Here is a 12,256-nt window from a genome sequence, read left to right as displayed (position 1 = left end):
GTTGACGATGCCCGCTCCCCGAAGGTGACCAGGAGACCTCCGATGCCCGCCTTGCTCCACCTCGACTCCAGCGCCGGCCCGCTCGACCGGTCCGTCAGCCGCCGCCTGACCGCCCGCTTCGCCCGCGCCTGGCAGGCCCGCCACCCGGACGCCGACTACCGCCACCGCGACCTCGCCGCCGACCCGGTCCCGCTCGTCGGCCCCGGCTACGCCTCCCTCGGCATCCGCGTCGAACGCCGGTCCGCCCCCGTCCCGCTGCCCGACGTCCACACCCTCGCGGCCACCCCCGACGAACAGCACGAGTGGTTCCTCACCCACCCCCTGATCACCGAGCTGCACGCCGCGGACACCCTGCTGCTGGGCGTCCCGATGTACAACTTCACCGTCCCCGCCGCCCTCAAGGCCTGGATCGACCGGATCACCTTCCCCGGCGCCCACACCGGCCGCCTCACCGCCACCCGCGTCGTCGTGGTCACCGCCCGCGGCGGCGGCTACGGCCCCGGCACCCCGCGCGAACGCTTCGACTTCCAGACCCCGTACCTGCGCGCCTGGTTCACCGAGCACCTCGGCGTCCCGGACGCCAACCTCCGCTTCGTCCACGCCGAACTCACCCGCGCCGCCGACATCCCCGCCCTCACCCCCTACCGCGACCTCGCCACCATCTCCCTCGGCACCGCCCGCACCACCCTGACCGCCCTCGCCGACGCCTGAGCCCGGCGCCACCGCCCTGGGCCCGAGTCCGGCGCCCGAGTCCGGGGTCCGAACCCGGCGCCCGAAACGAGGGAGGGCCGGCGGGAACTCCCGCCGGCCCTCCCTCGACCGTTCCTACCGCCCGCCCCAGGGCTCGTCCGTCGACACGATCTCCCGCCCCAGCGGCGTCAGCGACACCGGGATGAGCTTGAGATTGGCCCACCCGAACGGGATACCGATGATCGACAGGAACAGCGGAATGCTGGTGATCAGATGCATCAGCGCCAGCCACCACCCCGCGCACACCAGCCAGATCACATTCCCGACGCACGACGGAGCCCCGGCGTCCGTCCGCTCCACGGCCTTGCGCCCGAACGGCCAGATCACGAACCCGGCCAGCCGGAACGACGCGATGCCGAACGGGATGGTGATGATCAGGATGCAGCAGATGACGCCGGCGATCACATAGCCGATCGCCATCCAGATACCGCAGAAGATCAGCCAGATCACGTTGAGAACGAAGTCGATCACCTTCATGTCCGGCACCCTCTCACGCGCGACGACTGGCCCCTACGACCCCGATGCCCGCTGAGCTGCGTGTCTACGCACCCGGGGACCGCACCTCAGGGAGAACTCGGGGTGCGGGCACGGGGCGGTCAGCGCTTCCGGGCGCGGTGCTCCCTGAGCAGGGCGGTGAGGCGGGCCGGGTCGGCGCCGCCGTTGAGCTCGGCGAGGAGCGCGTCCGGGCAGAGCTCGTAGTGGTCGCCCCACCAGCGGCCGGCCTTGTTGTCCCATATCCGGTAGCCGCCGGGGACACCCCGGGCCACATAACGACGTTTGGCCATGGCCGGACGGTAGACCGGGGGCCGGTCCGGCCGCCACCGGGTTCAGAGCGGGGTGACGGCCTTGAGGATGAGCAGGAGGGCGACGGCGGCGTTCAGGGCGGAGAGGGCGGAGGCGGCGGTGCCGAGGGCGGCGACCAGGGCGGCGAGGCCCGCGGGGGTCCGGGCGGGGGGCCAGTTGCGGGCGGTGGGCACGGGGCCGAGGAGGGCCGCGACCCGGCGGGGGACGGGGCCGGGGGCGGCGAAGGCGGGGAACACCGTGTAGGCGGCGGGGGCCGTGCGCGAGGCGAGGGCGGCCCGGGCGACGGCGCGGGCGGTGACCCGGCGGTCGCCGACGGCCTGCGCGGACTCCTCGTCGGCCCAGCGCTCCGCGCTGTAGGCGACGGCCCGCTGGAGCGGCCGCAGGAACGGGTTGACGCAGCCGGCCAGCTGGGTGGCCAGCAGGTGGCGGTGGTGCCGGTGGGTGAGGTGGGCGCGTTCGTGCGCCAGCAGCGCCGCGCGCTCGTCCTCGGCCAGGCCGTCGAGCATGCCGGTGGAGACGACCACCCGCCCGGGCGAGCGCGGCGAGCCGGGCAGCGCGTAGGCGTACGGGGCCGGGTCGGGCAGCAGGGCGACGTCGGAGGCGGCGGGCAGGGCGCGGCCGAGGGCGCGCCGGGCGCGGGCCCGGATCCGCAGGTGCCGGACCAGGGTGCGGCCCACCGCGAGCAGGACGACGGCGAGGACGATCAGCGCCGCCGTGCCGACGGTCTCGTGGTACGGCAGGGCGTCCCTGACCTCGGGGTCGGACCAGCTGTCGGGCAGCGGGTTGCCGGGGAGCTGCGCGGTGCCGACGACGCCGATCAGGCCGAGGCTGACCGCGCTGCACAGCGCCATCACGATGCTGAACCCGGTGAGCAGCCGGGCGGCGCCGCGCGGGTGGAGGTGCTGCTCGGTGAGACGGGCGATCGGCAGCGCCGTCAGCGGCAGGACGAGCGGGAGGAAGACGAAGAAACCCACGGTGAGGAGGTCAGCCTTCGCGGTCGGGGGCCGGGGCGACGGCACTGTCGAGCAGGGTGCGCAGCAGTTCCTCGTCGTGCGGGAGCAGGGCGGTGACGAAGCTGGCGAGCACGGCGTCCCGATCGGGTTCGCCGTCCAGGACGCGGCGCATCCGCAGGGCGGCGAGGCCGGCGGCGTCCGAGGAGGCCTGCCAGAGGTAGGAGCGGCCGGCGCGGGTCCGGCTGACGGCGCCCTTGGCGTGCAGCCGGGAGAGGATCGTCATCACGGTGGTGTAGGCGAGGTCGCCGTCGAGACGTTCCTGGACCCAGCCGGCGGTGGCGGGGCCGGGGGCGTGCTGGAGCACCGCCAGTACCTGGGCCTCCAGTTCGCCCTGGCCGCGCCGCCGGGCCCGCGGGTCGCCGGCCACCGGGGCGTTGGTGTCCTCTGCGGTGTCCGCGGTGTCCTCTGCCATGCCGGTCATCCTAACGAGAGGGCGCGGGGCCCGGAATCAGCGCTGTGGTTCGCGGACGTTCCGCTGCCGGTCGAGTGCGGCGATCTCGGGGTGGTGGAGGTCGAAGGCGGGCGATTCGGAGCGGATCCGGGGCAGGGTGGTGAAGTTGTGCCGGGGCGGCGGGCAGGAGGTGGCCCATTCCAGCGAGCGGCCGTAGCCCCACGGGTCGTCGGCGGTGACCCGCTGCCCGTAGCGGGCGGTGTGCCAGACGTTGTACAGGAACGGCAGGGTGGAGATGCCGAGCAGGAAGGAGCCGATGCTGGAGACGGTGTTGAGGGTGGTGAAGCCGTCGGAGGCGAGGTAGTCGGCGTAGCGGCGGGGCATGCCTTCGGCGCCGAGCCAGTGCTGGACCAGGAAGGTGCTGTGGAAGCCGACGAAGAGGGTCCAGAAGTGGATCCGTCCGAGCCGCTCGTCGAGCATCCGGCCGTTGAACTTGGGCCACCAGAAGTGGAAGCCGGCGAACATCGCGAAGACCACCGTCCCGAACACCACGTAGTGGAAGTGCGCGACGACGAAGTACGAGTCGGAGACGTGGAAGTCGATCGGCGGCGCGGCCAGCAGCACGCCGGTGAGGCCGCCGAAGAGGAAGGTGACCAGGAAGCCGACCGTCCACAGCATCGGGGCCTCGAAGCTGAGCGAGCCCCGCCACATGGTCCCGATCCAGTTGAAGAACTTCACCCCGGTGGGCACCGCGATCAGCATCGTCATGACCGCGAAGAACGGCAGCAGCACCTGTCCGGTGACGAACATGTGGTGCGCCCAGACGGTGATCGACAGACCGGTGATGGCGATGGTGGCGGCGATCAGGCCGCTGTAGCCGAAGACCGGTTTGCGGCTGAACACCGGGATGATCTCGGTGACGATGCCGAAGAACGGCAGCGCGATGACGTAGACCTCCGGGTGCCCGAAGAACCAGAACAGGTGCTGCCAGAGCAGCGCCCCGCCGTTGGCCGCGTCGAAGGCGTGCGAGCCGAACCGCCGGTCGGACTCCAGGCAGAGCAGCGCGGCCGCCAGCACCGGGAAGGCGAAGAGCACCAGAACGGCGGTGAGCAGGATGTTCCAGACGAAGATCGGCATCCGGAACATCGTCATCCCGGGTGCGCGGAAGCAGATGATCGTGGTGACGAAGTTGACCGAGCCGAGGATGGTGCCGAAGCCGGAGAAGGCCAGGCCCATGATCCACAGGTCCGCGCCGATGCCGGGGCTGTGCTCGGCGCTGTTGAGCGGCGCGTAGGCGAACCAGCCGAAGTCGGCCGCGCCGTCCGGGGTGAGGAAGCCGAGGACGGCGATCAGCGAGCCGAACAGGTAGAGCCAGTAGGCGAGCGCGTTCAGCCGGGGGAAGGCGACGTCGGGGGCGCCGAGCTGCAGCGGCATGATCCAGTTGGCGAACCCGGCGAACAGCGGGGTCGCGAACATCAGCAGCATGATCGTGCCGTGCATGGTGAAGAGCTGGTTGAACTGCTCGTTGGAGAGGAGTTGCAGCCCGGGGCGGGCCAGCTCGATCCGCATCAGCATCGCCATCAGCCCGCCGACCAGGAAGAACGCGAAGGCGGTGGTGAGGTAGAGGGTGCCGATCCGTTTGTGGTCGGTGGTGGTCAGCCAGCCGACCAGGGCCCGGCCGCGCCGGCGGCGGGCGGCGGCGCGGCGCCGTTCCAGCCGCGGGGAGCGCGAACGGCGTGGGGGCTGCTCCACGAGGTCCTTCGGCAGAAGCGTCACGTGCCGCGCCTTCCAGGTCCGGGGCAGGGGTCGGACCAGCAGTACCGCTCGGCCCGCCGGGGCGGCCGGGGGCGCGCGGGGCGGGTCACCCGAACAGGTGCGGTCGGGTTGCCGGGCGGCGGGCGGGGTCGGACGGTCGAAGTCCGTACGTCACTCCGCACACCTGTCCGGGGCGCTTGTCGGGCCCCGGCGTCCGGTCCTGGAGGAATCCATGAGCAGCAGCACGTCGTCCACGCCTCCCGACCAGCCCCCGCCCTGGCGCTCGGGCACGGGCCAACCGCCGCCGACGTCGCACGGCGGGTTCCGCGACTGGGCGCCCGGCTTCGTGGTGTTCGCGGGTGTCCTGATGCTGATCAACGGCATCATGGAGGTCCTGCGGGGCATCATGGCGGTCCACGACGACGAGGTCTTCCTGACCACCGACCGCTACGTCTTCCGGTTCGACCTCACCGGCTGGGGCTGGATCCACATCGTCGTCGGCGCGCTGGTGGCGCTGGTCGGCGCGTTCCTCCTCACGGGCGCCACCTGGGCCCGCTACGCCGGTATCGCGCTCACCGCGGTGAGCGCCGTCGAGAGCTTCCTGGCGATGCCGTACTACCCGGGCTGGTCCATCGTGGTGATCGCGCTGGACGTCTTCATCATCTGGGCGTTGTGCATCCACAAGCCCGACGCCGCCGGGCACTGATCCCGCCGACCTTGGTGGTCCGGACCCCGCCCGGGTCCGGACCACCACGTGTCACGCCCGTGCCCGCTGGGTGAGCGCGATGCAGAGCAGCACCACCACCGCCGTCACCGGCGCGGCGGCCGGCAGCACCTCGCCCAGCAGCAGCACCGACCAGATCAGCGTCAGCAGCGGCTGCGCCAGCTGGAGCTGACTCGCCCTCGGCACGCCGATCGCCGCCATCCCCCGGTACCAGACCACGAACCCGCCGAACTGCGACACCACCGCCGTGTACGCCAGCCCGGCCAGTGCCTTCCCGCCGAGCTCCACCGGCTCGGCGGGCAGCGCCAGCGCCGTGGTCAGCGCGGTGACCGGCAGCGCCGCGACCACCGCCCAGCCGATCACCTGCCAGCCGGGCAGTTCCCGGGAGATCCGCCCGCCCTCCGCGTACCCGGCCGCGCAGATCAGCAGCGCCGCGAACAGGTACAGGTCGGCGAGGCCCGGCAGCCCGTGGCTCTGCAGCAAGGTGAAGCCGAGCACGGCCACCGCCCCGGCCAGTGCCGCGCCCCAGAACAGCCGGGACGGCCGGGCGCCGGAGCGTCCGGCCCGCAGCGCGGCGACGGCCGCGGTGGCCAGCGGCAGCACCCCGATGACGACCGCCGAGTGCGCGGTCGAGGAGGTGCGCAGGGCCAGCGTGGTGAGCAGCGGGAAGCCGAGGACGCAGCCCGCCGAGACCACCAACAGGCCGGGCCAGTGCCGGCGCTCGGGCAGCGGGACGCGGGCCGCCGCCAGGCAGAGCGCGGCGAGCACTCCGGCGAGCAGGCCGCGCAGGCCGGTCGCGCTCCAGGGGCCGAAGCCGGTCAGCGCCCAGGCGGTGGCGGGGAAGCTGAAGGAGAAGCAGAGGACACCCAGGGCGGCCTGCGCGGTACCGGCGGAGCCGCCGGTACCGGGTGCGGCCTTCGGCGGCGCGGCGGCCGGAGTCGCCGTGGCCGACGCGGTCGACAGGGCCTCGTCAGTCGCGTCTGCGGTCGCCCCTGTGGTCGCCCGGGCCGTCGTCCGCGCCGTAGCGGGCCGGTCCGCTATCGCCGAACCGAGGGTAGCGCTATCTTGTGCTCTCATGAATGAGCGTAGCAGTGTGACCGAACTCGCCGACAGTCTGCGACGGGAAGTCGAGCGCTACCCGGAAGGGCGGAAGCTGCCGTCGAGCCGGGCCCTGATGGAACGCCACCAGGTCAGCCCGGGCACGGTCTCCCGCGCCATCGCCGTCCTCGCCGCCGAGGGCCTGGTGATCTCCCGCCCGGGCGCCGGGGTGTTCCGCGCGGCGGCCTTCACCACCGTCCCCGCGGCCGGCGCCCGCAGGGCCCCGGCCGGTACCGCCCGCCCCGGCGACCTCTCCTGGCAGGAGATCGCCCTCAGCAGCGAGACCGGACCGCGCGACCTGCTGGCCGCCCCGGTGTTCGCCACCCTGCGCGTGCCGCCGCCCGACGTCATCGACCTCAACAGCGGCTACCCGCACTCCTCCCTGCTGCCCGAGCGGCTGCTCGCCGCCGCCCTGGCCCGGGCCGGACGCCGCCCCGGCGCCTGGGAGCGCCCGCCCACCGACGGCCTCACCGAGCTGCGCGGCTGGTTCGCCCGCGACATCGGCGGCCACGACGGGCCGATCGCCACCGGGGACGTCCTGCTCACCTCCGGCGGGCAGAGCGGCCTCACCGTGGCGATGCGCTCCCTCGCCGCACCCGGCGCCCCGGTCCTGGTGGAGTCGCCGACCTACCCGGGCATCCTGGCGGTCGTCCGGGCGGCCGGGCTGCGGCCCGTCCCGGTGCCGGTCGACGCCGACGGCGTCCGCACCGACCTGCTGGCGGAGGCCTTCGAGGCCACCAGGGCGCGGGTCTTCGTCTGCCAGCCGCTGTTCCAGAACCCGACCGGCGCGGTGCTCTCCCCCGAACGCCGGGCCGAGGTGCTCCGGATCGCCCGGGCCGCCGGGGCCTTCGTCGTCGAGGACGACTTCTCCCGACTGCTGGTGCACGCGGACGCCCCCGCCCTGCCCCGGCCGCTCGCCGCGGACGACCGCGACGGGGTGGTGGTGCACCTGCGTTCGCTCACCAAGGCCGCCTCGCCCAACCTGCGGGTCGGCGCCCTCACCGCGCGCGGCCCGGCGCTCGCCCGGCTGCGGGCCACCCAGGTGGTGGACAGCTTCTTCGTGCCCCGGCCGCTCCAGGAGGCGACGCTGGAACTCGTCGCCGACCCGGGCTGGGCCCGTCATCTGCGCACGCTCGGCACCGAGCTGCGCAACCGCCGCACCGCCGCCGTCGCCGCCCTGCACCGCGAGCTGCCGGGTGTGCTCGGCAGCTACCGCCCCGGCGGCTACCACCTGTGGCTGCGGCTCCCCGAGGGCGTCGACGACGGTGTGCTCACCGCCGCCGCCATGCGGGCCGGCGTCCAGGTGACCCCCGGCCGGCCGTACCACGCCGCCGAACCGCCGGCCGCCAATCTGCGGCTCAGCTACGCCGCCGCCGAGAACTCCGCCCAGGTGGTGGAGGGCGTGCACCGGCTCCGGGCGGTACTGGACGAGGTCGCGACGGGCTGACGGCCGCCGCGCCCTTCCCGGCGTCGCTACCGGAGCCGCTACCGGTGGCCGGCCATCCGCTCCAGCCGGGCGATCCGCTCGGCCATCGGCGGATGGGTCGAGAACAGCTTCGTACCGGCCTCGCCCGGGCGGAACGGGCTGGCGATCATCATGTGGCTGGCGGTCTTGATCTGCGGCTCCGGCGGCAGCGGCAGCTGCCGGGTGCCCGCGTCCAGCTTGCGCAGCGCGCTCGCCAGGGCCAGCGGGTCGCCGGTGATCCGGGCCCCGTCGGCGTCGGCCTGGTACTCCCGGGAGCGGCTGACCGCCAGCTGGATCAGCGAGGCGGCGACCGGGCCGAGGATCATGATCGCGAGCAGCCCGAACAGGCCCGGGCCGTCGTCGTCGTCACCCCGGCCGAACGGGATCAGCCAGGCGAAGTTCACCAGGAACATCACCACCGAGGCGAGCGCGCCGGCCACCGAGGAGATCAGGATGTCCCGGTTGTAGACGTGGCTCAGCTCGTGGCCGAGGACACCGCGCAGCTCGCGCTCGTCGAGCAGCTGCAGGATGCCGTCGGTGCAGCAGACCGCCGCGTTGCGCGGGTTGCGGCCGGTGGCGAAGGCGTTCGGGGCCGGGGTCGGCGAGATGTAGAGCCGCGGCATCGGCTGGCGCGCCGAGGTGGAGAGCTCCCGGACGATCCGGTACAGCCGCGGCGCCTCGATCTCGCTCACCGGGCGGGCCCGCATGGCGCGCAGGGCGAGCTTGTCGCTGTTCCAGTAGGCGTAGGCGTTGGTGCCGAGGGCGACCAGCAGGGCGATCACGAAGCCCGTACGGCCGAAGAAGGAACCGATCACCAGGATCAGCGCCGAGAGGCCCCCGAGCAGGGCGGCGGTCCTCAGTCCGTTGTGCCGGCGATGCACGGGTGGCCCTCCAATGGTGCGTGGGGAAGCCCTTTCTGCCTCGTCCCTCCTGCCCGGTCAACGGGTGGGGGCCGGGGCCTTGTTCCCTTGTGACCGGCATGACACCCGACCGGGGGACCCGGCCCCGCCCCGGCGCGTCCGCCGGGCGGGGTTCAGAACAGCGAACCACCGACCACCTGGAGCACCAGCTGCGGGGCCACCGAGAGCACCACCGCGACGGAGGCGGTGAGGCCCAGGGTGGCGGTCAGCGACACCGGCAGGCGCCGCTCGGGGGCCGTGGCCGCGCGCTCCCCCGCCCCCTCCGCGGGGGCCGCGTCCGGGGCCGGGGCGAACAGCACGGCGGTCCAGCGCAGGTAGTAGTACAGCGCGACGACCACGTTGACGGCCATCACCACGGCCAGCCAGCCCAGCCCGGCGTCGACCGCGGCGCGGAACACCACGACCTTGCCGAACAGGCCGATCACGCCCGGCGGCAGCCCGGCCAGGCAGAGCAGGAAGAACGCCAGCGCCAGCGCCGTCCAGCGGCGCCGGGCGAACAACCCGCGGAAGTCGTCCACCCCGGCCTCGGAACGACGGCCGACCGCCGCCACCACGCCGAAGGCGCCCAGGTTGACCACGCCGTAGATCAGCGCGTACGCGGCGGTGGCGCCCAGCGGGTCGGTCGTGGTCGGCGCGTAGCCGGCCGCGGCCAGCGGCACCAGCAGGTAGCCGGCCTGGCCCACCGAGGACCAGGCGAGCAGCCGGACCGCGCTGTAGCGGGTGTCGAAGCGCTGGCGCAGCGCGCCCGCGTTGCCGACCGTCATGGTGACGGCGGCCAGCACCGCGAGCACCAGGCCCCAGGTGTGCGCGTACGGGCGGAAGGCGATGGTGGTGACCAGGGCCAGTCCGGCCAGACCGGCCGCCTTGCCGACCACCGAGAGGTAGCCGGCCACCGGCAGCGGGGCGCCGGTGTAGGTGTCCGGCACCCAGAAGTGGAACGGCACGGCGGCGACCTTGAAGGCGAAGCCGGCCAGCGTGAGCACCGCTCCCGCCTCGGCCAGCGGCTTCAGCTGCGCGGGGGCGTGCTCCAGCCCGGTGGCGACGGCGCCCAGGTGCAGGCTGCCGCTCGCCGCGTAGACGAAGCCGATGCCGAGCAGCATCACGGCGGTCGCGGTGACGGAGGACAGGAAGAACTTGAGCGCGGCCTCGGCGCCCCGGCCGTCCCGGCGCAGCGCGACCAGGGCGAAGGCGGGCAGTGAGGCGACCTCCAGGGCGATCACCAGGGTGGCGAGGTCGCGGGAGGCGGGCAGCAGCGCGGCGCCGGTGGCGCTGGAGAGCAGCAGGAACCAGTACTCGCCGCCGGGCAGCTCCTCGCGCTCCACCGTGTGGGCGGACAGCAGGGCGGCGATCAGCGCGCCGCCGAGCGCGAGCAGCTGGAAGACCAGCGCGAAGTGGTCGGCGACGTAGGAGCAGCCAGCGTTGTCAGTGGCCCCTGTTACGTTCTGCGCACAGAAGGTGGCTCGGGGTGATCCACCGATGAGCGGGAGGAGCGAGACGATGGCCAGGGCGAGTGCGGCGGCGGTGAGCCGGCCCAGCCAGCGCTTGTGCCGCGCGGGCAGGAAGAGGTCGGTGACCAGCACGGCGAGGGCGGCCAGCGCGGCGATCAGCGGGGGCGCGATCGCCACCCAGTCCACGGACTGGATCAGGCTGCCCGGGTTGGCGACGGCGAGGGAGGTCACAGTGGTCTGCCCCGTGGAGTGAGATCCGAGTGCGGTGCCGAGCATGGTCAGCCACCGCCGAGCAGGTGCTTGACGGCGGGGTCGGAGAGGCCGAGCAGGAGCGCGGGCCAGAGGCCGGCGAGCAGGGTGAGGGCGGCCAGCGGCGTCCAGCTGACGGCCTCGTAGGGGCGCAGGTCGGCGAGCTCGGCCACCGGCGCGGGCTGCTTGGGGTCGCCCATGCAGACGCGCCTGACCACGATCAGCAGATAGGCGGCGGTGAGGAGGGTGCCGAGACCGGCCAGGACCATGTAGGTGACGAACGCGGGGCGCGAGAGGCCCTCGGCCGGGTCGAACGCGCCGAACATCGCGAGCAGCTCGCCCCAGAAGCCGGCCAGGCCGGGCAGGCCGAGGCTGGCGACGGCGGCGAAGGCGAGCAGCGCGCCGAGCCGGGGCGCCCGTCCGTAGAGGGCGGCGCCGGTGGCGCCGGCCAGGGTGTCGAGGTCCGCCGTGCCGTAGCGGTCCTTGAGCGCCCCGACCACGAAGAACAGCAGGCCGGTGATCAGACCGTGCGCGATGTTGGCGAACAGCGCGCCGTTGACCCCCACCGGGGTGAGGGAGGCGATGCCCAGCAGGACGAAGCCCATGTGGCCGACGGAGGAGTAGGCGATCAGGCGCTTGAGGTCGCCCTTGGCACCGGTCCGGGCCAGGGCGAGGCAGGCCAGCGAGCCGTAGACGATGCCGACGGCGGCGAACGCGCCCAGGTAGGGGGCGAGCGTCGTGGTGCCGTCGGGGACGACCGGGAGGAGGACCCGGACCAGACCGTAGGTGCCCATCTTCAGCAGCACACCGGCGAGCAGGACGGAGCCCACCGTCGGGGCGGCCGTGTGCGCGTCCGGGAGCCAGCTGTGCAGCGGCCAGGCGGGGGCCTTGACCGCGAGCCCGACCATGATCGCCAGCGCGGCGATCACCTGGGTGGAGTGGCTCAGGCCGGAGCCGTGGGCGGCGGCGAGGGCCTGCATGTCGAAGGTGCCCGCCTTGAGACCGACCAGCAGGAAGCCGAGCAGCATCACGGCCGAGCCGAGCAGCGTGTACAGGATGAACCGGTTCGCGGCCGGCACCTTCGCGCCGCTCCCCCAGCGGGCGATCAGGAAGTACATCGGGATCAGCACGATCTCGAAGGCCAGGAAGAAGAGCACCAGGTCCAGCACCGCGAAGGTGGCCAGCATGCCCACTTCGAGGAGGAGGAACAGCCCGACGAAGGACCGGGCCGAGGGCACCCCGGCCCCGGACGGCAGCCGCCGCTCCGAGTACAGCGCGCAGAGGAAGGTGAGAAGCGAGGTCAGCACCAGCAGCGGCAGCGAGACGCCGTCCACGCCGAGGTGGAGGCGCACCCCGATGGCCGGGATCCAGGCCAGATCGGTGGTGGCCTGCATCCGGGCGGGCTCGTCGTGGTCGAAGCCGACCGCCAGGGCGACGGTGAGCACCAGGACGGCGCCGGTCAGCACCGTGCCGAAGCGCAGCGCGCGCCGGTCGGCGGCGGCCGGGTCCGGACCGAACACCGGGGCCAGGGTGAGCGCGGCGCCGAGCAGCGGCAGCACCAGGAGGGCGATGAGGACCGCGTTCATCGGGGACTCCTAGCGACAGCGACAGCCACGGCAGCGGACGAGGACGGGAGGTA

The 12,256-nt window shown here is 73.6% G+C and carries 12 protein-coding genes; 3 read left to right on the top strand and 9 right to left on the bottom strand.

Annotated features, from left to right (window positions below):
- Positions 1-42: 42 nt before the first annotated feature.
- Positions 43-711, top strand: coding sequence for an FMN-dependent NADH-azoreductase (locus IF01_RS0114860; protein WP_030393867.1), 669 nt, complete (start codon positions 43-45; stop codon positions 709-711).
- A gap of 114 nt (positions 712-825) precedes the next feature.
- Here the strand turns inward: IF01_RS0114860 and IF01_RS0114855 are convergent, their stop codons facing one another.
- The 5 genes from IF01_RS0114855 to ctaD all read right to left on the bottom strand — a co-directional run bounded on the left by IF01_RS0114855 (position 826) and on the right by ctaD (position 4,674).
- Positions 826-1,227, bottom strand: a complete 402-nt coding sequence (locus tag IF01_RS0114855; protein ID WP_030393866.1) for a YccF domain-containing protein — start codon at positions 1,225-1,227, stop codon at positions 826-828.
- 119 nt (positions 1,228-1,346) lie between these two features.
- Complete coding sequence (locus IF01_RS0114850; RefSeq protein WP_030393865.1) at positions 1,347-1,535, bottom strand: hypothetical protein; 189 nt, start codon at positions 1,533-1,535, stop codon at positions 1,347-1,349.
- Positions 1,536-1,577: 42 nt separating this feature from the next.
- A complete protein-coding gene (locus IF01_RS0114845; RefSeq protein ID WP_030393864.1) occupies positions 1,578-2,528 on the bottom strand; it encodes a M48 family metalloprotease in 951 nt (316 codons plus the stop codon).
- 10 nt (positions 2,529-2,538) lie between these two features.
- Positions 2,539-2,979 (bottom strand): BlaI/MecI/CopY family transcriptional regulator, encoded by a 441-nt coding sequence (locus IF01_RS0114840; protein ID WP_078879968.1) that lies wholly within the window; start codon positions 2,977-2,979, stop codon positions 2,539-2,541.
- A 36-nt stretch (positions 2,980-3,015) separates the two neighbouring features.
- Entirely contained in the window at positions 3,016-4,674 is a 1,659-nt protein-coding gene (gene ctaD, locus IF01_RS0114835) for an aa3-type cytochrome oxidase subunit I (protein WP_244215509.1), read from the bottom strand.
- A 271-nt stretch (positions 4,675-4,945) separates the two neighbouring features.
- Here ctaD and IF01_RS0114830 point away from each other — a divergent pair, with 271 nt between their 5' ends.
- Complete coding sequence (locus tag IF01_RS0114830) at positions 4,946-5,419, top strand: DUF7144 family membrane protein (RefSeq protein WP_030393861.1); 474 nt, start codon at positions 4,946-4,948, stop codon at positions 5,417-5,419.
- Between the two features lie 51 nt (positions 5,420-5,470).
- Here IF01_RS0114830 and IF01_RS0114825 read toward each other — a convergent pair whose 3' ends face one another.
- Positions 5,471-6,514 carry a DMT family transporter gene (locus tag IF01_RS0114825; RefSeq protein ID WP_078879967.1) on the bottom strand — a complete coding sequence of 348 codons (1,044 nt, stop codon included), beginning with the start codon at positions 6,512-6,514 and terminating at the stop codon, positions 5,471-5,473.
- Here IF01_RS0114825 and IF01_RS0114820 point away from each other — a divergent pair.
- Positions 6,513-7,982, top strand: coding sequence for an aminotransferase-like domain-containing protein (locus IF01_RS0114820; protein WP_030393859.1), 1,470 nt, complete (start codon positions 6,513-6,515; stop codon positions 7,980-7,982). The genes IF01_RS0114825 and IF01_RS0114820 overlap by 2 nt on opposite strands.
- 38 nt (positions 7,983-8,020) lie before the next feature.
- Here IF01_RS0114820 and htpX read toward each other — a convergent pair whose 3' ends face one another.
- The 3 genes from htpX to IF01_RS0114805 all read right to left on the bottom strand — a co-directional run bounded on the left by htpX (position 8,021) and on the right by IF01_RS0114805 (position 12,203).
- On the bottom strand, positions 8,021-8,881 hold the full coding sequence (gene htpX, locus IF01_RS0114815) for a zinc metalloprotease HtpX (RefSeq protein ID WP_030393858.1): 861 nt from the start codon (positions 8,879-8,881) through the stop codon (positions 8,021-8,023).
- A 152-nt stretch (positions 8,882-9,033) separates the two neighbouring features.
- A complete protein-coding gene (locus tag IF01_RS0114810) occupies positions 9,034-10,599 on the bottom strand; it encodes an NADH-quinone oxidoreductase subunit N (RefSeq protein ID WP_030393857.1) in 1,566 nt (521 codons plus the stop codon).
- Between the two features lie 47 nt (positions 10,600-10,646).
- On the bottom strand, positions 10,647-12,203 hold the full coding sequence (locus IF01_RS0114805; RefSeq protein ID WP_030393856.1) for a complex I subunit 4 family protein: 1,557 nt from the start codon (positions 12,201-12,203) through the stop codon (positions 10,647-10,649).
- Between the last annotated feature and the right edge of the window lie 53 nt (positions 12,204-12,256).

This window comes from Kitasatospora purpeofusca (assembly GCF_000718025.1).
In the GTDB taxonomy this organism is placed as follows: domain Bacteria; phylum Actinomycetota; class Actinomycetes; order Streptomycetales; family Streptomycetaceae; genus Kitasatospora; species Kitasatospora purpeofusca.
Note: the sequence above shows the minus strand (reverse complement) of the source record. Positions and strands in the feature narration are given on the sequence as shown.

Coding starts and splice junctions, on each gene's coding strand:
- IF01_RS0114860 (WP_030393867.1), top strand. CDS start 43: ATGCCCGCCTTGCTCCACCTCGACTCCAGCGCCGGCCCGCTCGACCGG.
- IF01_RS0114855 (WP_030393866.1), bottom strand. CDS start 1,227: ATGAAGGTGATCGACTTCGTTCTCAACGTGATCTGGCTGATCTTCTGC.
- IF01_RS0114850 (WP_030393865.1), bottom strand. CDS start 1,535: ATGGCCAAACGTCGTTATGTGGCCCGGGGTGTCCCCGGCGGCTACCGG.
- IF01_RS0114840 (WP_078879968.1), bottom strand. CDS start 2,979: ATGGCAGAGGACACCGCGGACACCGCAGAGGACACCAACGCCCCGGTG.
- IF01_RS0114830 (WP_030393861.1), top strand. CDS start 4,946: ATGAGCAGCAGCACGTCGTCCACGCCTCCCGACCAGCCCCCGCCCTGG.
- IF01_RS0114820 (WP_030393859.1), top strand. CDS start 6,513: ATGAATGAGCGTAGCAGTGTGACCGAACTCGCCGACAGTCTGCGACGG.
- IF01_RS0114825 (WP_078879967.1), bottom strand. CDS start 6,514: ATGAGAGCACAAGATAGCGCTACCCTCGGTTCGGCGATAGCGGACCGG.
- IF01_RS0114805 (WP_030393856.1), bottom strand. CDS start 12,203: ATGAACGCGGTCCTCATCGCCCTCCTGGTGCTGCCGCTGCTCGGCGCC.